Consider the following 21,900-nt stretch of genomic DNA (forward strand, 5'->3'; position numbering starts at 1 on the left):
AGCACACAAACTGATAAGAATTAGTATGAAAATAAAAACTTACCACATCGTAGCATCACTTTTGATTTTAACTCAGGCAGTGCAAGCACAAAACAATTATGCTATCATCAATACTGATGATAATGAGGCAGAAATTATCGCTAAGGCTGCAAAGATTACGCCCTCTCCGCGTCAATTGAACTGGCAAAAGCTGGAACTTACGGCATTTTTTCATTTTGGTATAAATACATTTACAAATAAAGAATGGGGAACTGGAAAGGAAGATCCTAAGATTTTTAATCCCGCAAAGTTTGATGCGACGCAATGGGTAAAGGTGGCAAAAGATGCAGGCTTCAAGCAGGTCATTTTAACGGCTAAACATCACGACGGTTTTTGTTTATGGCCAACAAACACAACAGCACATTCTGTAAAAAATAGCCCCTGGAGAATGGGTAAAGGTGACGTTGTGAAAGAGGTTGTGGCTGCTTGCAAAAAGTATGGGATCGGGTTTGGAATTTACCTTTCTCCATGGGATATGAATTCAGCTGTTTATGGCACTGATAGTTATAATGATTTGTTTATAGATCAGCTAACTGAACTCCTTACCCTTTACGGACAGGTAGATGAGGTTTGGTTTGATGGCGCAAATGGGGAAGGGCCCAATGGTAAAAAGCAAGAGTACGATTTTGATCGTTGGTATGCTCACATCCGTAAGTTGCAGCCAAAAGCAACCATTGCAATTATGGGGCCCGATGTACGCTGGGTGGGAACTGAAACCGGTTATGGTAGGGATACGGAATGGAGTGTATTACCGGCAAATAACTTATCTCAAGAAAAAATATCTGCGGAGTCGCAACAAGAGCAGAACAGTAAACCAACCGGCTTTTTAAAAGGCGCAGATATAGGCGGAAGAGATAAAATAAAAAAGGCAAAAGGCTTAGTATGGTATCCGGCAGAAACGGATGTTTCCATCAGACCGGGGTGGTTTTACCATCCAGCGGAAGATGATAAAGTGAAAACCCCTGAAAAACTACTGGATATCTATTACAGTTCGGTTGGTAAAAACAGTGTGCTGTTGTTAAATATTCCTCCCGATACAAACGGATTGATTAATAAAAGTGATGAGGCCAGTTTAAAGGAATGGTCCAGGATCCGAAACGAGACTTTCAAAAAAAACCTGGCCTCAAAGGCCAAAGTTAAATCTTCAAATGGCGTGAATGGAAAAGCGCTTCTGGACGGAAATTATGAAAGTTATTGGACTACAAAAGGAACAGACACCACAGCCATCATAGAATTTGCAATGCCTGTTCCAATAACCTTTGATGTAGTGATGTTGCAGGAGAATATCATGGTTGGCCAAAGAATAGAAAGGTTTACCATCGAATACTGGTCAAAAGGGGCATGGCATGAGTTTACCCATGGAACAACGGTTGGTTATAAGCGCCTGCTTAGGTTTGAGCCAATAACTTCAGCTAAGGTTAGGGTTAAAATATCTGCATCGCGTCTAAACCCGACACTTTCAGAGTTTGGACTGTTTAAGCGCGTTAAAAGTCGGGAGTAATGTTCATCTGCTCAGCAGATGGGAACTTTTTGTATATTACAATGTATCAACTTGCTTTGTAATATGCTTCAAATTCTGGATGTATTTTTCACCTTACTTCACCTGGTGATCATTGGATTTAACCTGACCGGCTGGATATGGGGGAAGACAAGGAGATTCCATTTCTATTGTATTCTTTTAACAGCGGGTTCCTGGTTCGTTCTTGGGATCTGGTATGGCTGGGGTTATTGCCCGATTACAGATTGGCAATGGCAGATCAAAGAAAAATTGGGAGAAGTTAATTTACCGAACTCATTCATTAAATACTTTGCTGATCAGGTGAGCGGCCAATCTATAAACACGCAATTAATTGATATATTAACTGTTGTGTGCTTCTTTTTAGCTGCCGGTATTTCAGTGTATGTGAATTTTATAAAGAAAAGGGCAAATTAAACCATCATGAGCTGATGACACATGATGGTGAATTATTTCTATTTGGAATTGATACCCAATGAAGGATAAACCTTTTGCAACTGTGCAATAGTTTCTTCGCGGAAGCGCTCAATTTGCGCCTGACTTGGTTGTACAAGCTTGGCATTGTTTTTTGAAATAAAATCTAATCCTCTTTCTAACGTTCCTACTCTTAATTCAAGCTCTATTATCGCTTGTAATACATTCATTTCACCTATGTGCATTGTGCTTTTGTTATTTGATGTCCGGTTGCAATAATAAAAATTATATTTCTAAAACGTGCTAACATTTATTTTTCTACTTCCTATATGATCTCTCCATGTGGTGAGTTGTTTCCATTAATTCACGGACTTTTTAAACATTTTTTAAAGAAAGGTTGCAGAGATTATCGGTTTTTCAGGGGTTTAGGATAAGATTGTACACGAACTTGATAAGAGCTTTGAAAGAGTTTCCAACAATCTGATTGATATTTGTTGTAGCAACTGAATTCAGATTTATTTAATGGATGGCGGTTCAGGCTTGCAACACCAGGAGAATATAAACATGAATAGCACAGAAAGACAATTAACATTTGACCCCAAAGGACATTTCTTAAACAACAATCAATGTTTTTCACACAACGGAGGGTGGATAGTCTATGATACGCGTAATGACGATACTAAAATTGGCAGCACTGCTGAAATAGAAATGTTGAACGTGCAGACGGGCGAAGTCAGCCTGCTCTACCGAACACAGAACCAAACAGAGTTTGGTCCGGGAGTGGGTGCGGTTTCCCTTTCACCTGCAGCAGATAAAGTGATTTTTATTCATGGAATCAGGAATGCCAATGAAACAAAGCCTTATAGCTTTACCCGTCGCACGGGTGTAGCAGTCAATATTCATCAACCAGGAGAACCAATATTTATGGATGCCAGAGATATTAAAGCACCCTTTACACCTGGCGCTTTACGTGGTGGCACTCATGCACATTCATGGAGTGGTGATGGAAACTGGATCAGCTTTACTTATAACGACTATATTATCGAACAATTGAGTCAATGTGATTCAACGGTTAAGGACTTAAGAACGGTGGGGGTAATGTTTCCAAGGGTGGTTGAAGTTAAAGAAGTGGGGGATTTAGAAAACAATAGCGGCCAAATGTATGCCGTTATCATTTCTGAGGTGACGGAAAATCCTGTGCCTGATACTGATGAAATTGACAAAGCTTTTGATGAAGGTTGGATCGGAACAAATGGTTATCTAAAATCCGATGGCAGTTGGCAGGGAAAGGCATTAGCGTTTCAGGGAAATGTCAGGGATAAAAAAGGGAATTCCAAAACAGAGATTTTCATAGTTGATCTTCCGGAGGATTTAACGCAATGTGTTCCCGGCCAACCCTTGGAAGGCACCTTAACTACTCGTCCGGGTGTTCCTATTGGCGTCAAGCAAAGGCGGATAACTCATCTTAAGCACGGCATTGAAGGCCCAAGGCATTGGCTGCGAAGTACGCCGGATGGTCAAAAGATTGTATTTCTTTCCAAAGATGATACAGGTTTTATTAATGCTTTCTCTGTTTCTCCTCATGGTGGAATCGTTAAGCAACTAACTAACCATCAATTTGATATCCAATCGGGAGTTAATATTAGTCCTGATGGGCAACACCTGGCGTATGTGGCTGACAATTCTGTTTATACCACAGCAATAGCGACTGGCGAAACTAACAAATTAACGGAGCGGACTTCCGATGATACTAAACCCATGGGATGTGTGATATGGTCGCCCGATAGTAAAACTCTGGCCTATAATCGCTATGTGAATCAAGACAAGGGAAAGTTCTTACAAATCTTCTTGTTGAAAATTAAGTAGCGTTATAATGGTAAGATTTCATATAAAGTAGGTAAGAAGTCGTAGGGATTTCAATTAAAGGCTTGCTATGTTTGTGTTATGCTGATTTTTTCGCTGATCGTATGCAATATATGATCAGTAAAAAAGAGGTGTGAAAACCAAATATGATTTAAACCTTTGACCATGATACCAACTACTGAAAAGCAAGTTTACCTGGTGTGCAGCGGCGATTTACGTCTGTCAGCCAATTTGGATTGCTGGGCCGCCCAACAAGAAATGGAAGAATTGCTCACCAGCGCATTAGCAGCGCAGGGCTGGAAAATAAAAAGAGCCCACGGCTATGATGAAGCTAAAAAACATGGGTTCATTGATTCGCAGCGGATGGGTATCGAAGTATTTAAAAACATTCCGCTTGATGTACCACTGATTGTTGCTGAAAGCGTCTGGCAATATTCCCACCATGTATTGGCAGGACTCACCACTCACAAAGGGCCTATCTTAACTGTTGCCAACTGGAGCGGACAGTGGCCAGGCCTGGTGGGTATGCTGAACCTGAATGGTTCCCTCACCAAAGCGCAGGTACCTTACAGCAGTCTGTGGAGCAAAGATTTTACCGATGATTTTTTTAATAATGGCGTGGCAGAATGGCTGTCTACCGGCACAATCCTACATGATGATCAGCATGTAAAGGACTTTAAAGCGGTGAACATTCCTGCTGCGGATGAAGAAAAGGGGAGGGCTTTTGGTCGGAAATTACGCACCAATAAAGCCATTATGGGCGTGTTTGACGAAGGTTGTATGGGCATGTTTAATGCAATAGTTCCGGATAATCTGCTGCATAAAACAGGGATATTTAAAGAACGCCTGAGCCAATCCGCGTTATATGCCAGGATGTTGACCGTAACCCAGGATGAAGCCCAGGAAGTACTCAACTGGTTATTAGAAAAAGGAATGACCTTTAAGTGGGGAACAGAGAGTTTAACCGAACTGACGCGAGAACAAACCCTGGATCAATGTAAAATGTATATCGCCGCAATGCGTATAGCAGATGATTTTGGCTGCGATACCATTGGTATTCAATACCAGCAAGGACTGAAAGATTTAACGGCAACGAGTGATCTGGCAGAAGGGTTGTTAAATAATCAGGACCGGCCGCCAGTCTTCTCAGAATCTGGTAAAGAGTTGTATGCAAATGAGGCCCTACCGCATTTTAATGAAGTCGATGAATGTGCCGGAATTGATGCTTTGGTAACTTACCATTTATGGAAAGAACTGGGTATGCCGGGCGAGAATACCTTGCACGACATCCGATGGGGCGAACACTTTACCGGAAATGGTATTGACGATTTTGTATGGCTTTTCCTGATTTCAGGCGCAGCGCCGCCTGCACATTTTATTGACGGATATCGCGGCGCCAGCAGCGAAAGACAACCACCGATGTTTTTTCATCTTGGTGGTGGAAGCCTCAAAGGGGTCAGCAAACCTGGAAGCCTGGTGTGGAGCCGGATATATGTCATGAACAATGAATTGCATGCTGACCTCGGCGTTGGTGAATGCGTATTTCTCCCAAAAGAAGAAACAGAAAGGCGCTGGAAGAACACCACGCCACAATGGCCAATTATGCATGCCACACTGAGCGGAGTAACTCGTGATCAGATGATGGCTCGTCACCAGGCCAATCATATCCAGGTAGTTTATGCTACAGACCAGGCCACTGCTCAGCAGGCCTGCCGTATAAAGGCAGCAGCCCTGGAAGAAATGAGCATAAGGGTTCATTTTTGTGGTGATGTGGATCATGAAGGATTGAATTCATGATGGTAAATAACATGCGTAAGCTCCCATCAAAATATGTGATCGGCTTGGATTATGGCACAGACTCTGCCCGGGCATTGCTGGTGGATGCTCATACGGGGAAGGAAATGGCTACAGCTGTTCACTTTTATAGCAATTGGAAAAGCGGCAAATACTGCGATGCCAAAATCTCGCAGTTCAGGCAGCATCCCCTTGATTTTATCGAGGCCATGGAGCTGACCATTAAAGAAGTGCTTGCTAAAGTTGGGCCTGAAGTCGCTGAAAATGTTAAAGGGATTTCTGTTGATACGACTGGCTCGACACCGGTGGCTATTGATGAACACGGAACTCCACTAGCCTTACTGCCAGCTTTTGCTGAAAATCCAAATGCCATGTTTGTATTGTGGAAAGACCATACTGCAAACGCAGCGGCTCAGGAAATAAATACGCTCGCAAAGAAATGGAAAGTTGATTTTACTAAATATTCGGGCGGAGCTTATTCTTCGGAATGGTTCTGGTCAAAAATACTACACATCATCCGTCATGATGAGCAGGTTGCAGCGAAAGCATTCTCCTGGGCGGAGCATTGTGATTGGATGCCCGCGTTGTTAACCGGTAATAAAAGTCCGTTGACTTGGAAACGTAGTCGCTGTGCTGCTGGTCATAAAGCAATGTGGCATGCGGATTTTGATGGATTGCCTGAACAGGATTTCTGGTCGGAGCTTGATCCTCGCTTAGCGGGAATTAGAAAGCGGCTGTTTACATCAACCCATACAGCTGATATATCTGCCGGCATGATCTCTACCGAATGGGCAAAACGACTGGGTTTGTCTGATGACGTCCAAATTGGTGTTGGTGCGATAGATGCACATTTTGGTGCAGTCGGTGCCGCAATTCAGCCTTTTACCCTGGTGAAAGTCACGGGTACCTCTACCTGTGATATGCTCGTTGTGCCTGAGCAAGGTTTTGAAGGCAATTTAATCAAAGGTATCTGCGGTCAGGTGAACGGATCAATTATTCCGGGGATGATCGGGATGGAGGCAGGGCAATCTGCATTCGGCGACTATTATTCCTGGTTTCAGCAAATACTTTCCTTTCCCTTAAGGGAGCTCAGTTCGGGTTTTTTATCCCCCGCTGAAATCGACCAGATAACAGCAGCAATAATTCCTGCGCTGGCAGTGAAAGCCAGCAAGATACCAGTCACAGAAGATGACCTGGTTGCCTTAGACTGGATCAATGGACGGCGCACGCCGGATGCCAATCTTCAGCTAAAAGCTGCGATTACTGGATTGAACCTTGGTACAGATGCTGCTGCGTTATTTAAATCGTTTGTAGAAGCCACGGCCTTTGGCTCAAAAGCGATCATCAGGCGCTTTGAAGCTGAAAATATACCCATTTATGAGGTGATTGCCATTGGTGGAATTGCGAAGAAATCGGCCTATGTGATGCAGACACTGGCTGATGTGTTAAATGTTAAGATCGCCGTGGCCACGAGTGAGCAGGTCTGCGCCTTAGGCGCAGCCATGTTTGCAGCCACGGTTTGTGGGATTCATCCTGACATCCATACCGCTCAAAGAATAATGACAAGCGGTTTCGATCAGGTATATCATCCTAATCCGGAAAGGGTAGCGGTTTACAATAAGTTATATGCCAAGTATGAGGAGTTAGGGGAGATGATATCACAGGGTCGCAACAGTGAATTTGTAATTATTGATAAATAGTATAGAATTTAAATAAAATGTATAACAACAGAATGACCTGATGTTGATACATTTGCTAATAACCAAATATATAACCACATCTACGAATAATGAACAACCTTCCAATATTGGATCTAGCGATCATACTTGCCTATTTGGTGGGGATGGTCATGGTAGGCATTTACTTTTCCCGTAAAAACAAAAACCCCGAACAATATTCCAAAGCCTCAGGTAGCATACCTGGCTGGGCAATCGGACTGTCAATTTATGCTACTTTTTTAAGCAGTAACACATTTCTGGGGGTGCCCGGTAAAGCTTTTGGTTCAAACTGGAATGCCTTTGTGTTCAGTATCTCTATGCCACTGGCTGCCTGGGTTGCAGCAAAATACTTTGTTCCCTTCTATAGAAATACGGGGGAAGTCTCTGCCTACACTAATCTGGAAAAGCGTTTCGGCCCATGGGCCCGCACTTATGCCGTGGTTTGCTTTTTATTGACACAATTGGCACGGATGGGCTCTATCTTTTTCGGTATCTCCTTAACATTACAAGCGCTTACCGGTTACGACATGCAGATGATCATGCTGGTTACAGGGATTTGCATCATCATCTACACCGTTATGGGCGGTATTGAGGCGGTAATTTGGACTGAAGTGATACAAGGTGTGTTGAAAACACTTGGTGCCATTTTGATTATCTACCTGGTGGTCACTAATATGCCAGGGGGAATAGCTAAAATTATTGAAATCGGAAACAAGGATAATAAGTTTAGCCTGGGAAGTTTTAGTCCTGATTTCACCCAGTCTACATTTTGGGTAATCATGTTGTATGGGTTTTTTATCAACCTCAATAATTTTGGAATGGACCAGAATTACGTGCAGCGTTATCATACAGCTTCATCGGCAAAAGAGGCCTCCAAGTCAGTATGGTTGTGTGTGTGGATTTATGTGCCTGCATCTTTATTGTTTTTTGTGATTGGAAGCTGCCTTTATGCTTATTATCAGGTTAATCCGGAAATGATTGAACCGATCAAACTTCAGGTAGCCGCCGAACGGCTAGGGGCCGGTGCATCGTCCATGGATATTAAAAACTTCGCTGCTGCGCTTCAGCCCGCCGATTATGGGGATAAGGTGATGCCACATTTTATGGTGACCATGATTCCTACAGGGTTAATTGGTCTTATTGTTTCGGCTATCCTTTCCGCTGCAATGAGCACCATCAGTTCCGGGATGAATGCTTCGGCCACGGTATTCTCCGAGGATATTTATAAACGCTATTTTAAATCTAACATCAATGATGCACAAAATATGCGTCTTCTGCACCTGTCAACCGTAGTCTTCGGACTTGCAGGTATGATTTGCGGTATTGCAATGATCGGCGTACAAAGTATTCTGGATATCTGGTGGCAATTATCCGGCATATTTGCTGGTGGAATGCTCGGTCTTTTCCTATTAGGGATCATCAGTAAAAAAACGGGTAATATGGAAGCTTTTGCAGCTACCATAATTGGAATAATGGTCATCCTTTGGATGTCACTTTCTTACTTAATTCCAGCGCAATATGCTTACCTCAAAAATCCACTACATGCCAATATGGTTATTGTGATCGGAACCCTCTCCATTTTCTTGACAGGCACAATTCTGGCACGATTCAATAAAAGAAAAAGTGCTTGGGCAACCGCCTTGAAATGATCTTAGAAATGTTGGTAATATACTACATAAGCTAGCAAATATGTGCCATATAATCCCGTAAATACCAGCCTACTTTTGTATATGTAGTGATCACTGGTTTATATAATTATGTCCCGGTTTTTTAAGGAAACAAGGCAAAACAATTTTAATCAGGCACCAAATTAATCAGCTTTAATCGCTGACAAGCAGGTATCAATGAAAGGTAAATATTGAAATGAACAAAACAGAAAAAGGGTTTATACCCGTAATGCTTACACCATTTAAAGATAATGGTGAAATAGATTTTGATGGCTTGACCAAATTGTCAGAATTGTACATAGAAGCTGGTGCAGCTGGATTATTTGCAAACTGTCTTTCGAGTGAAATGTTTGAACTCTCGGAAACCGAAAGGTTAATGTTAGTGAAACATGTGGTCAAAGCTGCGCAGGGAAGGGTGCCAGTGGTGGCCACCGGTACTTTTGGTGGCCCCATTGCCCTGCAAGCAGATACTGCAAAGCAGATTTATGATTGTGGTGTTGAAGCCGTGATTGGAATCACCAGCCTGCTGGCACAAGAACACGAAACAGACGAGGTTTTCGACGCAAATGTCGCCGAACTGTTGGAGCTTACCGGAAATATCCCATTTGGTTTTTATGAATGCCCGGTTCCTTATAAAAGATTGATTTCGCCGAAACAGTTAGGTAAACTGGTTTCGACAGGAAGAGTAACCTATCATAAAGATACTTGCCTGGACATCAATCAGGTCAAGGAAAAAATAGCAGCCACCACAGGTTTTCATTTTGGCTTGTATGATGCTTACATGGCACATGCAGTTGAATCATTGAAAGCTGGGGCAGCCGGACTTTCCTGCATCCAGGGTAATTATTTCCCTGAATTGGTGGTATGGTTATGCAACAATTATAACAATGAACAATTAGCACCTGAAGTGAGTAGGGTGCAGCAATTTTTTAATGACCAAATGGATGTGATGCACGATGTATATCCCATAACAGCCAAATACTACCTGCAAAAAAGCGGATTTAACATTTCAACTTTTACAAGAAGAAATGATGTCGGAACTTTTAATGCAAAGATTAAACAGGGTATCGATTTGTTGTTCAACAATTATGATGCTATGGTGAATGACCTTGAAATTAAACTGGTATTAAAATAATTCGATCCTGCATCTGTTTTGGCGGTTCCGACCGCTAAAACAGATGCAGGATCAATTAACGAAATATAAACCTAATTAGAAGATTCCACTTCCAATATGATCTTTCCGATATGTTGGCTTGATTCCATTAGTTCATGCGCTTTATAAGCATCCTTTAGTGGGAAGGTGGCGAAAATTACCGGTTTGAAGTTTCCAGATTCCATTACTGGCCACACCTTTTTGTGGATATCTGCAGCCAGGCTGGTTTTGAAAGAGAGTTCCCTGGTTCGTAAGGTACTGCCTGTAATGGTAATGCGTTTCTGCATGACCTTCGTTAAATTCAAGGAAACATGATTCCCTTTCATGGCATTGATATGAACTAACCTGCCTTCAGGACGAAGGATATTAAGGTTTTTATCAAAGTAGTCGCCACCGATCATATCCAGAACTACATCAACCTTCTGTTCTGACAGCTCTTTTTCAAAATCCTGAGTTTTATAATTGATAAATTTGTCTGCACCCAGATCTAAACAATATTGGCCCTTTTCATCTGAACCCACAGTGACTGTCACGTTAGCGCCAAAGTGTTTAGCCAATTGAATAGCGGTAATACCAATGCCACTGCTGCCCCCGTGAATCAAAATAGATTCGCCTCCTTGCAGCTTACCCCTTTGAAACACATTGCTCCAAACGGTAAAGACGGTTTCAGGCAAGCCAGCCGCCTGAACAAAGGTAAAGCCCTTGGGGACTGGCAGACAGGAACCCGCATCAGCATTGACGAACTCTGCGTATCCACCGCCGGCAACCAAAGCACATACCTGGTCGCCTACTTTCCACTGTTTCACATCGGTCCCAACTTTTTCAATAATTCCCGCCACCTCTAGTCCTGGTATATCTTTCGGTGCCCCTGGAGGTGCCGGGTATTTCCCTTCCCGCTGCATCACATCCGGACGGTTGACGCCCGCTGCTTTCACTTTTATCAGGACTTCGTTTTTATCGATTGTGGGAATCTCTCTTTCCTCTAATTTCAATACTTCGGCTTTGCCATGGTTTGTGATGATTACTGCTTTCATATGATACTGGATATTAGATGAGATTGATGAGGTAATTTAGATCTAACCCTCTGTTAGGGAATTAATTCTTCAATCTGGTGACCTGACAATTTACTTTATTTCTTTGACTTTCATTTCCAGGATGCGAAGATTTGAACGGTAATGACCTGGTGATTACAACAAAATTCTAACGCGATGAAAACCATAATAAGCTTTTGATGGTTTCATTACCATTAAAAACTAAACTATATTCTTATGAAAACGTTAATATCATTAGTTATGGCCATGCTCATGTTGACCATAACCGCCAGGGTTGAAGCGCAGGACGAGGCCATGATGAAAGCCTGGGAAAAATACATGACGCCAGGTGATGTTCACAGTATGATTGCAAAAAGTGACGGCATCTGGAATGCTGATATAAGCATGTGGATGAAACCCGGCGCTCCACCTGAAAAAAGCACGACTGTTTGCGAAAATAAGATGATTTTGGGCGGGCGCTACCAGCAATCTCTTCATAAAGGTACAGTGATGGGAAAGCCCTTTGAAGGGATGAGCCTTTTAGCCTACGACAATGCTAAGAAAACCTTTATATCGAGCTGGATTGACAATATGGGTACCGGCCTCATGTATATGGAAGGCACCTGGGATGAAGCTACAAAAACGATCAACTTTAAAGGAACAAGCGTTGATCCCGCTACCGGCAAGGACATGGAAATTCGGGAAGTATTTAAACTGGTAGACGACAATAATCAAATTATGGAAATGTATTGCACAATGGATGGCAAGGAAATGAAAACCATGGAGATTAAGTTCAGCAGACAGCAGTAAATTAGCGGACTTTTGTTTCTGAGGTCTTTTCCGGAGGTGAGTTCTTATTTTTTTGTTTCTTATTTTTCTTTCCTTTGTTGTACCAGATCAAAAAGCCACTGACTGGTAATGTGGCACAAATCAACGAAACAAAGAAACCAAAGAATTTGGTCGGCATCCCGGCATAAGCTCCGGTATGAAGGTCATAATTCATCGTTCTGAATTTTTCGCCTCCCTTTACATCCTGATCCCCAAACTTCATCAGCAGTTTACCATTATTACGATCAAAATAATACCATTCGAACAGGTGTGTGCGATTTTTGGCAAGCCGTACCTGAACATCCAGCGGATCGGTATTCTTTTCCCTGAAGCGTACCGCAAGTACATCAGCCTGAGGATGCAAGTGTAAAAGATGTGCTATTGCGCTGTCGGTCGACTGCGGATGAAAGGTGTCATTTGGTGTGGACAGGGGGATAACCCGCTTTTCAATAGTTTTTCCGCCATTAGCCAGGAATTGAACAGATTGGTCAGCCCAGGGAAAGGCAAAAACCAGGCCTGTTACACAGATGAGGATGGCGGGAATCAGGATGTAAAAGCCCGAAATGTTGTGTAAATCATAGTTTAGCCGTTTTATTCCTACATCTCGCTTAAATACAAGTCCTTTTTTGAAGGCCTTTGTCTTCCATTTTCGCGGAAACCACAGGACGAGGCCACTTAGCAATAACACAAAAAAGCATAGCGCTGAAATTCCTGTGACCATCGTGCCCACCGCATCACCCAGTAGCAGGTTCATGTGCAGGTTCAGCATCAGTTGAAAGAATTCATTTCGTGTATCTTCTACATGTACCACTTTCCCATTGCTGGGGTTAACGTAGATCCTATAATAATATTTGTGGTGGTTCCAGTGCCCAATGGCTTTCTTATCAGTCAGCGAAGCACGAAATACCCAGGTACGCCCTTTAGCGGGATAGATCTCCCCCCGGGTAAGCTTAATATTTGGGCCAACGGCTTTCTGCGCCTGATCGCGCAGTTCGCTAAAGTTTAAAGGCTTACCATTTCCCACAGGTTCGGCGTAATACCGTTCATGATAAAAGTAGGCCTTCAGCTCATCCGCAAAAACATTTATGCAACCAGTCAAACTAACAATCATAACGACCAGGCCTGTGATCAGGCCCAGCCATTTATGCAACCAGAGAAATGTTTTCCGCAGCATGATTAGAAATTGTAAGAAACATTAAGGTTCATGGTCGCACCGTTGCCACGTACATACTCTGCATCGATAGCCCGGTACTGGCTTGCCACTGGGTAATAAGATTCATTCAATAGGTTTTCTACGCCAAGGCCAGCAGACCAATTGCTATTAAGCCGGTAACCGGCCGACAGGTTAAAAATATTTACCGGTTTCACGAAACCCTCGCTATTGGCATACAAACCATTTGAACGAACATCAAAGCGATCACGGCTTCCGGTATGTACCCAATATAATTTCATATCAAACGAACTCAAGGGGCGGTAGCCGAGGTAAGCAGTTGCTTTAGGTGGGGCAATTCGCAAACCGTTCATATATACTTTGGTGCCACTTGCCTGTTCGGCTTTACCTTCCACAAAGGAGTAACTGCCCCCAAGTGTCCATTTCGGGCTAAAGTAAATATCAGCTGAAAGCTCGTAGCCTTGTATCCGTTCCGGCTCTCGCTGAGGTACAAGAAACCCTCCAATATCAACCAGGTTAGCACCAAGCTTAGATGTGCTGATATAATAGGCTGCGGTTAAATTGACAATACCAAGCCTGCTGCTGAAGCCCGCTTCGTAATTGTTGGTGATAATGGGGTCTGTAGCAATGCTTTCCAGCGTACTGCTGGTTGCACTTCTCAGTATACGGCCCAGTTCGTTGATCGCAAACCCTTGAGAAAAACTCACAAAAGGATTGAAGATCTCATACTTATTGTATCGCAAACCCGCGTTGAAGGTTGTGGCATGATAAGGAATCTTTCCGCCGTTGACAGCAATGCTGCCTTCGCCGTTCGGACCTTTGGCAATAGTTTTGAATTCCTGCACTTTAACGCTCGCATTTTCATAACGGATTCCGGCTTTCAATACAAAATTGGTCATCAGGTCCATCTTTATTTGGGCATACGGGGCTAGATTGAGCATATCCATGTCCGGAATATACACCCTGCCATCGGTAAGGACCTGGTTGGTCCGGTCGTTGAGCAGGTCAAGTCCATAAGTCAGTTCTCCATCGCCAAGATCACCCATTTTCCATGGGGTGTTCAATGTCAGGCGAACACCTTTTTTGAAGGACTGTATTTTCGTCTGACCGGGGCCGTACCAGGCTGTAGCCTTCGCCACATACCTGTTCATAGAAATGAAACTATTGTAATAGGCTGAAACATCAAGGGAGCTGGACAATGGCAGCGCATTGTTGCGATAGGATACGAGGGCATTATGGTTGTAAGGTGTTCCGGCGGCTTCTCCCGGATCATCGCCTAGTTGACCAATGGAAGGGTTTTCGCCGTACTTACCTGTTACATTGATATAATCGCTATTTTGTACGCTTCTGAACAAGTTATAGGAAGCAGTAATCTCGCTATGCTCATCCGGTTTGTAAGCCAGTTTGACAAAGGTATTATAAAGTGAATTCTCGCCAAGTCCGTCGGCCTGGGCATTGACGTTTCCTTTTGCGTCCCTTAATACGCCCGTATAGTTAAAGGTGCCATTGACCACATAAGAAAACTTAGCTATCGTCCCCGAAAAGCTTTGCGAAAACCGGTATCCCCCCGTGTTTGATGGATGTACCAGGTTCCCGTTTATCCCGACACTGGTCGTGCCACTAAACGCTTTATCTGCAGTAGGTTTTTTAGTGATGAAGTTAATGATCCCACCAGCAGATCCATTTCCATAAATGGAAGTTGCTCCTTTAATGACCTCCACCCGTTCAATGACCGCTGGATCAAGTGTACGGATGTCCCGGCTTCCGTTCATCAGCGGCGTAGACTGAGGAATGCCATCAATCAACACCAGTACCTGACGACCACGGAGGGTTTGTCCGGAATTGGTCGCCTTATTACTGGAAGTTCCGAGTCCTGGAACGGTATTTCCAAGGATGGCGGTGACGGAAGGATTAATGTTCAGCTGCTCCTTAACGTCTCTTGCGGTAAGAATAGTAACCGAAGAAGGAACATCTTTAAGGCTTTCTGGTTTTCTGCCGGCAGTAACAACGACTTCAGAAAGTTCATTTCCAGTTTCAAGCACAAATGAAACCTCTAGCGCAGTATCAGCAATAAGTTTTACCTCTTTGACAGCAGTCTGATAGCCAACCATACTGACGCTGATACGATAAACGCCGGCAGAAAGGTCCTTAATCAGGAATCTCCCAAGCTTGTCGGTCGTCGTGCTTTTACCACCGTTCATAGTAACAGTCGCATACTTTAGTGGCTGACCTGCTGTATCATGGACCATGCCCAATAATTTAGCTTTCAACCCGTCGCTGTTTTGTCCGAATGAAACCATAGGTGCGACCAGCAAAAGCAGAGCGGATAAAAGCAGCAATAATTTATATCGATGAATTAACAAAGACGATTGAGGTTCAGCATGCGTATTGATCGGGGAATCTTGCATAAAGTTATTAGTGTAAAGGATTAAACTGCCGGCAAAGATATTTTTATTTAGATTGAATCCAAACAACTTCCGTCAAAAAGATTACTTAAAGATTACTTTATCTTTATTTCCACTCATCTTACCCCTTTGACTGGTTATTTTCATTGGCATATATTTGTTTGTTAAGGCTGATGAAGAATTTTAAAATGGAATTGAAAGAATAAATGGAACGGACAAACGCAAATGATGTGGCCAACCCAACTGGCATTTCAAACTTGAATGAAGTCATGGTTGAAATTCCTGGTGGAAGTATTGAATTGAGAGACGATAGAACCAAGGAGAAATGGACGGTTGAAATTCCATCATTTCTACTTGCCAAATTGCCGGTAACCCAGGATTTATATTTTGATATCACCAAAGAAGCACCGAGTACTTTTAAAGGCAGTAGACTTCCGGTTGAAACTGTTACCTGGAAAGATGCGGTCACTTTTTGTAATTTATTATCTAATCAACAAGGCTTAAAGCCTTGTTACACCTTTGATGCGGCGAGCGGTGATATCGTTTTTGATACCACTGCAGAAGGGTATAGACTTCCAACAGAAGCAGAATGGGAATATGCTTGTAAAGCGGGAACTATGGGGATCAGGTACGGTGAGTTAGATTTGATTGCATGGTATAAAGACAATTCAGAAAAAAAGACGCATCCTGTAGGGATGAAGGCTGCTAATGCCTGGGGACTTTACGATATGTTAGGAAATGTTTGGGAGTGGTGTTCAGACATTTATGATGAAACTGTTTACGGATCGTATAGAATTTTCAGAGGGGGAGGATGGTGTGATGAAGCCAGGGGTTGTATGGCGACTAACCGCAGACGGAGTCATCCGACATCGTTTAAAATTGATGACCTTGGATTCCGTATTGCAAGAAACTTACATTTTTAATTTAAGGTAAAGAACCTAAAATTAAAAGTTTATTAAGGAAACAATTCATTCTTTTTTGCGTTTAATGTAATATATTCGTCACGGCTGCGTATTGCGGTCTTTTTCATCCATCATATTTAATTCAGCATTGATATTAGCCCATCGTTTGTTCGCTTTAAGTTGATCAAACTTAATATCAATGTCGCAGCCGCTCAAATTTAGCCCAGGTACGGGATCCCTTTTTTATGCCACAATCCGCAGTAGAGTTGATGATTTATTTGCTGAACAACAGTTAAGTAAACACGCTAATGTAGGAATGTGGGCCAAAACCATCTTTTTCCTGACAGGGCTTCTGGGAATTTACCTGCTGATCGTCTTAAATATTTTTTCTCCCGTGGTTATGCTGATGCTTTGTGTGCTTTTAGGCATGTTCAGCGCGTTTGTAGGTTTCAACGTTTGTCACGATGCCATTCATAAAGCATATTCAAGCAATAGTAAAGTAAACCAGTTTTTCAGTTTTACTTTTAATCTCTTGGGTGCAAATCCATACGTCTGGAGTATTACGCACAACGTTGTGCACCATACCTACACAAATATTCCGGGACATGATGAAGACATCGAAATTGCACCAGGGTTAATCAGGATTGCGCAGGAGGACAAAATAACTTCAATACAGCGCTTTCAACATTGGTATGCTTTTCCGCTTTATAGCATGGCTTCGCTCTCCTGGGTATTTAGAAAGGATTTTAAAAAATTCTTTCAGGATCAGATAGGGGCTACCAGATCCAAACATCCAAAAATGGAGTACTTTAAACTCTTCTTTAATAAGGCACTCTATTACTTTCTTTTCATCATATTGCCGCTGATGCTCCTGGATATCAGCTGGTGGCAATTTATAATTGGCTTTATTGCATTGCATATGGCACAAGGTCTGACGATGGGGCTGGTCTTCCAACTTGCACATGTAGTGGAAGGCACTACTTTTCCTGCACCCAATGCAAAGGGTAATATCGAGGAGGCCTGGGCAGAACACCAGATGCGTACGACCGCCAATTTTGCAACGCATAGCAGGCTTGCTGCTTTCTTTTTAGGTGGGTTAAACAGGCAGATTGAACATCACCTGTTTCCAAAGGTTTGTCACATTCATTATGGGATGATATCCCGGATCGTGAAACAGACTGCTATGGAGTTCAACCTCCCTTATAATGAAAATAAGACTTTTTCAGCAGCCTTGCGTTCCCACTTTAGGATCTTGAAAAAGTTCAGCAAGGAGGCATACTAAAAACCCTTGTCATTTCCGAATCAACGCAGTACCTTTGCACAACAAAAAGGAGAGATATATGAATACTGAAAAAGCTATTCTTGCAGGCGGTTGTTTTTGGGGGGTAGAAGAACTGATACGACATTATCCAGGTGTGATTTCAACGGTTGTTGGATACACAGGTGGGGATGTCCCAAATGCTACTTACCGGAATCATGGTAACCATGCCGAAGCCATAGAGATCACATTCGATCCCACACGTTTATCCTATCGTGCACTCCTTGAATATTTCTTCCAGATCCATGACCCTACCACAAGGAACAGACAGGGGAACGATATTGGTGCTTCTTATCGTTCTGCTATTTTCTTTTTGGATGAAACCCAACAGGAAACGGCGAATACTTTAATCGCCGAGATGGAAGCTTCTGGTGTATGGCCGGGCAAAATTGTTACGGAAGTTGTCCCTGCAGCCGACTTTTGGAATGCCGAAGTGGAACACCAGAATTATTTGCAAAAGAACCCATACGGTTATACCTGCCACTTCGAAAGACCTGACTGGAAGTTGAGTTAATGCAATAAAAGTGCTGATGCTATCAGCTTTGAATGTTCCTTTGCGCTTCATGCGGGTTTATTAAACGGCTAAAGCATCCTCTACTCTCAGGTAAGCAACAACGGTGCTGAAGACCTCTTGTTAAAGCTAATATAATAGCTTTGAGCAGTGGCTTTATATTTGGTTTTTGTGCATGTGCCTCCACTTGTTAATGAAAGCATTTAATGTATTTTTGACATAGGTATAAGGCCGGTTTTTATGAAAAATAGAGAACAAACATTCGATAAGGCTGAGATTGATCGAGAATAAGAAAATTGTTAATCGCCCAAAAGATAAAATTGATGTAGTTGCGCTTGAGCAAATTTGTCATTTACGAGATAATCCTTAAGTGAATTTCTTGACATTAATGCAAATTAATACTTCAATCCTGTCCAGTGGATGAGTTTGCCCTTAAAGTTGTAATCAAAATAGGTGTAAAAATCGTCTAGGTTATCGAAACCATCATTTATGGCAAGGGTTTCTAATGCCTCAAATGACAGGATTTTACCATCTACTGTTACCACAACTTTTCCCTCGTGACGATGTTCAATACTAATCATTTGGATAGCTAAACATTTTATCGTGGGAGCGAATTGCGGTTGGCTCGGGGAATCGTCGTTAGCAACCGGTTCAATGTCCATTCCTGTCTGCCAAAGGTCTGATTGATCTCTTCTTATCGTGTGAAGTTTTGGCTTTACCTGGTCAATCTTAGCTTGATCCTCCTCATTGAGTTTCTGAAAAAAAATAAATAATTCTTCATCTGTCTTCTGATTTATGTCGAGAATGGAACGCCAAATCTTTGCAATGAAGTAATTTTTCTTTCCGTTGATGATCAGTGAAAAAGGTAAAATCATAAGCTAAAACTCATCATGTGTACTTCTTTCTTCGAACTGAGGAAACACCAGGGTGATCGAAGTTTGATCCGCATTAACCGTGAATTTGATGGTTTCTTGTCCAGACTGTTCTTGCTCCAAACTTGAACAACTCAACCAAAACTTCACTTTAAATTGAAAGGAAACAGACCCTGTTTTAGTTACATGATCATATTTCCCGGCACGCAGAGAAAAGGATTCTATTTGGGGATTCCCGCCCTCGGCGGAGTAATATCGGAGCAATTGATCACCTATCAGTCGAGATGATCCCGTATCCTGGTTAGTGAATATACTCCTTAAGAAATCTTCTATGGATGAGCCATTTTGCAGGATAGCATTGAATTCATCACTGTTCAATTTCATTTCAATTTTTTCCATAAAGCAAATGTATGCTATTTTGAATAGAACATTCTAAGAGCAATTCACACGAATTGTTCAGCACATTTTCACCAGACCACTAATTGTATTGCAAAGGCAATTTGAACGTTGAACTCGGTAACCCTGCTTCGTTCACAAGATTAGCTCGCGTAAATGGTTCCCAGGCGTACAGCACAGCTTTGAACTGCTCTGCCGTTGGAATAGTAAGATGCACTTTGTTGTCCCTGATTACCCCACTGGCTGGAATGATTTGGCCCTTTACATTGACTAAACTGAAACCCTGTAAAACCTTTTTATTATCGGTATCAAGTCTTTTTGCACCATTAAAAGTGATCACAATTTGTTCGCCTTTCTTTTCCGCTTTCACAGCCTCAGGCCCTGTAGCGACCACAGAACGATGATAAGTGTCACGCAAAGCCAATTTTGCTAAACGGTTTCCAATTTCCTCCTTCTTTTTTGGATGAACGTCCAGGGAGTCGCCTAAATCTAAGCTTACTGCCATACCACTCTTTGGAATCTGCTTTGACAATTTGTATTGTGCATACCTAAAAGATGGCCATGAGGGGCGGTCTATACTCGATAGTTGTACAAAATAGAATGGAAAATCATATCCCCATTTTTGACGCCAGCTGCTAACCAAGGTAGGGAAAAGGTGTTCATACGCTTCTACATGATGCGTATTACTTTCTCCCTGGTACCAGATCACACCATTGATGGGTGATTCAACCAAATTCCTGATGCCCGCTTCGTAGTTGTAAGTGGGTTCGTAGGGGTGCCGCTGTTTGGCAACTTTAGCGTTTTTTAGATTTAAATCTGCCCTTTCCCGACCCCAGGGCATGATGAAATCAGATTTACGCCAGTTGCTGAGCATAGCTACCAATCGGTCATCATGTTCCATCGTAGAACGGTCAAGCCATGATTCAAGCGTTGAACCGCCCACGGCCAGTTGAATTAATCCGATGGGTATGTTTTCTGCTTGATTGATCTGCTTCCCAAAGTGAAAGCCAATGGCAGAGAAATCAGCTGCCGATAATTTATTTGATTCTTCCCAACTTCCTGAAAAGTACGCTAACTGGTTAGTTTTAGCCAAACTGAGTGAGTCCCAGGCAGTGGCATCTGTTTCACGCAAGGCCTTTAGTTTCAACAATCGTAGGTTAGGATATTTATTCGCAATGGCTGCTGCTGACATGCCGTTTTCTGAACTTTTTAAAGAAAAAGCCATATTTGATTGTCCCGAACATAACCACACATCACCAATCAGGATATTTTTAAGTCTGATCTGTTTATCCTTTTGTTTAACCAGAAGTTCATAGGGACCGCCGTGTTGCATAGCAGGAAAAACCACTTTCCATTGGCCATTGGCGTCTGTTGTTGCACTTAAGTGCTTGTTATTAAAAGTAACCTCTATTGGTTCCCCGGCGTCAGCTTTCCCATAAATTGGAATTGGTTGCTTGCGCTGCAGCACCATATGATCGGCAAATAGCTGATGTAACTGTAAACCACCGTAATTCCCGCTCAAATTTTGATAGACAGTTCTGGCAATAATTTGTGCACCTTCTTTTAGCGGATGCAAATTGTCTGGAAACAAGTCAGGGCGATTATAAAGCGCAGTATGTAAGTCAATCAGTTGCGCATTATTTGCTTTCGCAATCTCAGAAATGCGTTGCTGAATTTGCCAGTACCAGTTTCTTGTGCCCGATTTAAATCGTGGATGTTCGCTGAAAATCGGAGTTAAACGACTAATATATAATTTGATGGCTGGATTTTGTTTTCTCAAGGTATCTAACAGCCAGGCATAATCAGCTTCAAAGTCATCTTTAAAATTGGGCCAGTTCCGCGGGTCGGTGTCGTTTAAGCCTAAGTGTATGATCGCTATATCAGCATCGAAGGCCAATGCTTTCTTAAATTCCGCTGTTTTATAATAAGGATTATGGCCCTTTTTCAATAAAGTTGCGCCATTTCGTCCAAAATTCTCCACCTGGTAAGCGCTGCCTAACAACTTTTGTAACTGGGCAGGGTAGGACTCAAGTTGAGGGTTTTCTAAGCCAGAACCATAAGTCACTGAATTTCCAATGCAGGCAACTTTAATAGGTGTTGCAGCAAAGGCATTAAGATTTATTACAATCAAAAGGAATATAAGTGCAAGATTTTTTTGCAGGTTGATAGGCATCTTCAATAAATTCATTAGTTTTATTAACGTAAACTTTTTCTAATTTAATAATTAATCACTTAGTTAGTGTAGGCTACTTTTTCAGGTTCTGCGCAAGCGTTTGCATTAATGAGCAGGAGATAAAGAAAT

The 21,900-nt window shown here is 42.5% G+C and carries 18 protein-coding genes; 11 read left to right on the forward strand and 7 right to left on the reverse strand.

Going from position 1 to position 21,900, the window contains the following annotated elements:
- The first annotated feature begins 25 nt into the window (after positions 1-25).
- Together WG905_RS00950 and WG905_RS00955 are read left to right on the forward strand one after the other, a co-directional pair.
- Positions 26-1,540 (forward strand): alpha-L-fucosidase, encoded by a 1,515-nt coding sequence (locus WG905_RS00950; protein ID WP_339589810.1) that lies wholly within the window; start codon positions 26-28, stop codon positions 1,538-1,540.
- A 63-nt stretch (positions 1,541-1,603) separates the two neighbouring features.
- A complete protein-coding gene (locus WG905_RS00955) occupies positions 1,604-1,972 on the forward strand; it encodes a DUF2784 domain-containing protein (protein ID WP_339589811.1) in 369 nt (122 codons plus the stop codon).
- A 38-nt stretch (positions 1,973-2,010) separates the two neighbouring features.
- Here the strand turns inward: WG905_RS00955 and WG905_RS00960 are convergent, their stop codons facing one another.
- Positions 2,011-2,214, reverse strand: a complete 204-nt coding sequence (locus tag WG905_RS00960; RefSeq protein WP_339589812.1) for a hypothetical protein — start codon at positions 2,212-2,214, stop codon at positions 2,011-2,013.
- 319 nt (positions 2,215-2,533) lie between these two features.
- Here WG905_RS00960 and WG905_RS00965 point away from each other — a divergent pair, with 319 nt between their 5' ends.
- The 5 genes from WG905_RS00965 to WG905_RS00985 all read left to right on the forward strand — a co-directional run bounded on the left by WG905_RS00965 (position 2,534) and on the right by WG905_RS00985 (position 10,146).
- Positions 2,534-3,835: a DUF3748 domain-containing protein gene (locus WG905_RS00965; protein ID WP_339589813.1), complete on the forward strand. Its 1,302-nt coding sequence runs from the start codon at positions 2,534-2,536 to the stop codon at positions 3,833-3,835.
- 162 nt (positions 3,836-3,997) lie between these two features.
- Positions 3,998-5,629, forward strand: a complete 1,632-nt coding sequence (locus WG905_RS00970) for a fucose isomerase (RefSeq protein WP_339589814.1) — start codon at positions 3,998-4,000, stop codon at positions 5,627-5,629.
- Positions 5,626-7,326 (forward strand): ribulokinase, encoded by a 1,701-nt coding sequence (locus WG905_RS00975; protein WP_339589815.1) that lies wholly within the window; start codon positions 5,626-5,628, stop codon positions 7,324-7,326. Before WG905_RS00970 ends, WG905_RS00975 begins: the two co-directional genes overlap by 4 nt.
- Positions 7,327-7,415: 89 nt before the next feature.
- Positions 7,416-8,993: a sodium:solute symporter family protein gene (locus WG905_RS00980; protein WP_339589816.1), complete on the forward strand. Its 1,578-nt coding sequence runs from the start codon at positions 7,416-7,418 to the stop codon at positions 8,991-8,993.
- Positions 8,994-9,207: 214 nt separating this feature from the next.
- Positions 9,208-10,146, forward strand: coding sequence for a dihydrodipicolinate synthase family protein (locus WG905_RS00985; protein ID WP_339589817.1), 939 nt, complete (start codon positions 9,208-9,210; stop codon positions 10,144-10,146).
- Between the two features lie 71 nt (positions 10,147-10,217).
- On the opposite strand, the gene WG905_RS00990 is transcribed toward WG905_RS00985, so the two are convergent.
- The gene (locus WG905_RS00990) at positions 10,218-11,198 is read right to left on the reverse strand and encodes an NAD(P)H-quinone oxidoreductase (protein WP_339589818.1); all 981 of its coding nucleotides are present in this window, start codon (positions 11,196-11,198) and stop codon (positions 10,218-10,220) included.
- Positions 11,199-11,432: 234 nt separating this feature from the next.
- Here WG905_RS00990 and WG905_RS00995 point away from each other — a divergent pair, with 234 nt between their 5' ends.
- Positions 11,433-12,005: a DUF1579 domain-containing protein gene (locus WG905_RS00995; RefSeq protein ID WP_339589819.1), complete on the forward strand. Its 573-nt coding sequence runs from the start codon at positions 11,433-11,435 to the stop codon at positions 12,003-12,005.
- A 1-nt stretch (position 12,006) separates the two neighbouring features.
- Here WG905_RS00995 and WG905_RS01000 read toward each other — a convergent pair whose 3' ends face one another.
- Together WG905_RS01000 and WG905_RS01005 are read right to left on the reverse strand one after the other, a co-directional pair.
- Entirely contained in the window at positions 12,007-13,197 is a 1,191-nt protein-coding gene (locus WG905_RS01000) for a PepSY-associated TM helix domain-containing protein (protein ID WP_339589820.1), read from the reverse strand.
- A gap of 2 nt (positions 13,198-13,199) precedes the next feature.
- A complete protein-coding gene (locus tag WG905_RS01005) occupies positions 13,200-15,602 on the reverse strand; it encodes a TonB-dependent receptor (protein ID WP_339589821.1) in 2,403 nt (800 codons plus the stop codon).
- Positions 15,603-15,805: 203 nt separating this feature from the next.
- Between WG905_RS01005 and WG905_RS01010 the strand changes: the two genes are divergently transcribed.
- From WG905_RS01010 to msrA, 3 genes are all read left to right on the forward strand, one after another.
- A complete protein-coding gene (locus tag WG905_RS01010) occupies positions 15,806-16,522 on the forward strand; it encodes a formylglycine-generating enzyme family protein (protein ID WP_339589822.1) in 717 nt (238 codons plus the stop codon).
- A 178-nt stretch (positions 16,523-16,700) separates the two neighbouring features.
- Positions 16,701-17,783, forward strand: a complete 1,083-nt coding sequence (locus tag WG905_RS01015; protein WP_339589823.1) for a fatty acid desaturase family protein — start codon at positions 16,701-16,703, stop codon at positions 17,781-17,783.
- 58 nt (positions 17,784-17,841) lie between these two features.
- Positions 17,842-18,333 (forward strand): peptide-methionine (S)-S-oxide reductase MsrA, encoded by a 492-nt coding sequence (msrA, locus tag WG905_RS01020; RefSeq protein WP_339589824.1) that lies wholly within the window; start codon positions 17,842-17,844, stop codon positions 18,331-18,333.
- A 392-nt stretch (positions 18,334-18,725) separates the two neighbouring features.
- On the opposite strand, the gene WG905_RS01025 is transcribed toward msrA, so the two are convergent.
- From WG905_RS01025 to WG905_RS01035, 3 genes are all read right to left on the reverse strand, one after another.
- Positions 18,726-19,205, reverse strand: coding sequence for a hypothetical protein (locus WG905_RS01025; protein WP_339589825.1), 480 nt, complete (start codon positions 19,203-19,205; stop codon positions 18,726-18,728).
- Between the two features lie 3 nt (positions 19,206-19,208).
- Positions 19,209-19,601, reverse strand: coding sequence for a hypothetical protein (locus WG905_RS01030; RefSeq protein ID WP_339589826.1), 393 nt, complete (start codon positions 19,599-19,601; stop codon positions 19,209-19,211).
- A gap of 79 nt (positions 19,602-19,680) precedes the next feature.
- Complete coding sequence (locus WG905_RS01035) at positions 19,681-21,786, reverse strand: GDSL-type esterase/lipase family protein (RefSeq protein ID WP_339589827.1); 2,106 nt, start codon at positions 21,784-21,786, stop codon at positions 19,681-19,683.
- Positions 21,787-21,900: the final 114 nt, after the last annotated feature.

Origin of the sequence: Pedobacter immunditicola (genome assembly GCF_037482985.1) — a bacterium.
GTDB classification, from domain to species: domain Bacteria; phylum Bacteroidota; class Bacteroidia; order Sphingobacteriales; family Sphingobacteriaceae; genus Pedobacter; species Pedobacter immunditicola.

What these genes read in the sequence shown, in the direction of transcription:
- WG905_RS00950 (WP_339589810.1), top strand. Translation starts at nt 26, where the DNA reads ATGAAAATAAAAACTTACCACATCGTAGCATCACTTTTGATTTTAACT.
- WG905_RS00955 (WP_339589811.1), top strand. Translation starts at nt 1,604, where the DNA reads ATGCTTCAAATTCTGGATGTATTTTTCACCTTACTTCACCTGGTGATC.
- WG905_RS00960 (WP_339589812.1), bottom strand. Translation starts at nt 2,214, where the DNA reads ATGCACATAGGTGAAATGAATGTATTACAAGCGATAATAGAGCTTGAA.
- WG905_RS00965 (WP_339589813.1), top strand. Translation starts at nt 2,534, where the DNA reads ATGAATAGCACAGAAAGACAATTAACATTTGACCCCAAAGGACATTTC.
- WG905_RS00970 (WP_339589814.1), top strand. Translation starts at nt 3,998, where the DNA reads ATGATACCAACTACTGAAAAGCAAGTTTACCTGGTGTGCAGCGGCGAT.
- WG905_RS00975 (WP_339589815.1), top strand. Translation starts at nt 5,626, where the DNA reads ATGATGGTAAATAACATGCGTAAGCTCCCATCAAAATATGTGATCGGC.
- WG905_RS00980 (WP_339589816.1), top strand. Translation starts at nt 7,416, where the DNA reads ATGAACAACCTTCCAATATTGGATCTAGCGATCATACTTGCCTATTTG.
- WG905_RS00985 (WP_339589817.1), top strand. Translation starts at nt 9,208, where the DNA reads ATGAACAAAACAGAAAAAGGGTTTATACCCGTAATGCTTACACCATTT.
- WG905_RS00990 (WP_339589818.1), bottom strand. Translation starts at nt 11,198, where the DNA reads ATGAAAGCAGTAATCATCACAAACCATGGCAAAGCCGAAGTATTGAAA.
- WG905_RS00995 (WP_339589819.1), top strand. Translation starts at nt 11,433, where the DNA reads ATGAAAACGTTAATATCATTAGTTATGGCCATGCTCATGTTGACCATA.
- WG905_RS01000 (WP_339589820.1), bottom strand. Translation starts at nt 13,197, where the DNA reads ATGCTGCGGAAAACATTTCTCTGGTTGCATAAATGGCTGGGCCTGATC.
- WG905_RS01005 (WP_339589821.1), bottom strand. Translation starts at nt 15,602, where the DNA reads ATGCAAGATTCCCCGATCAATACGCATGCTGAACCTCAATCGTCTTTG.
- WG905_RS01010 (WP_339589822.1), top strand. Translation starts at nt 15,806, where the DNA reads ATGGAACGGACAAACGCAAATGATGTGGCCAACCCAACTGGCATTTCA.
- WG905_RS01015 (WP_339589823.1), top strand. Translation starts at nt 16,701, where the DNA reads ATGTCGCAGCCGCTCAAATTTAGCCCAGGTACGGGATCCCTTTTTTAT.
- msrA (WP_339589824.1), top strand. Translation starts at nt 17,842, where the DNA reads ATGAATACTGAAAAAGCTATTCTTGCAGGCGGTTGTTTTTGGGGGGTA.
- WG905_RS01025 (WP_339589825.1), bottom strand. Translation starts at nt 19,205, where the DNA reads ATGATTTTACCTTTTTCACTGATCATCAACGGAAAGAAAAATTACTTC.
- WG905_RS01030 (WP_339589826.1), bottom strand. Translation starts at nt 19,601, where the DNA reads ATGGAAAAAATTGAAATGAAATTGAACAGTGATGAATTCAATGCTATC.
- WG905_RS01035 (WP_339589827.1), bottom strand. Translation starts at nt 21,786, where the DNA reads ATGAATTTATTGAAGATGCCTATCAACCTGCAAAAAAATCTTGCACTT.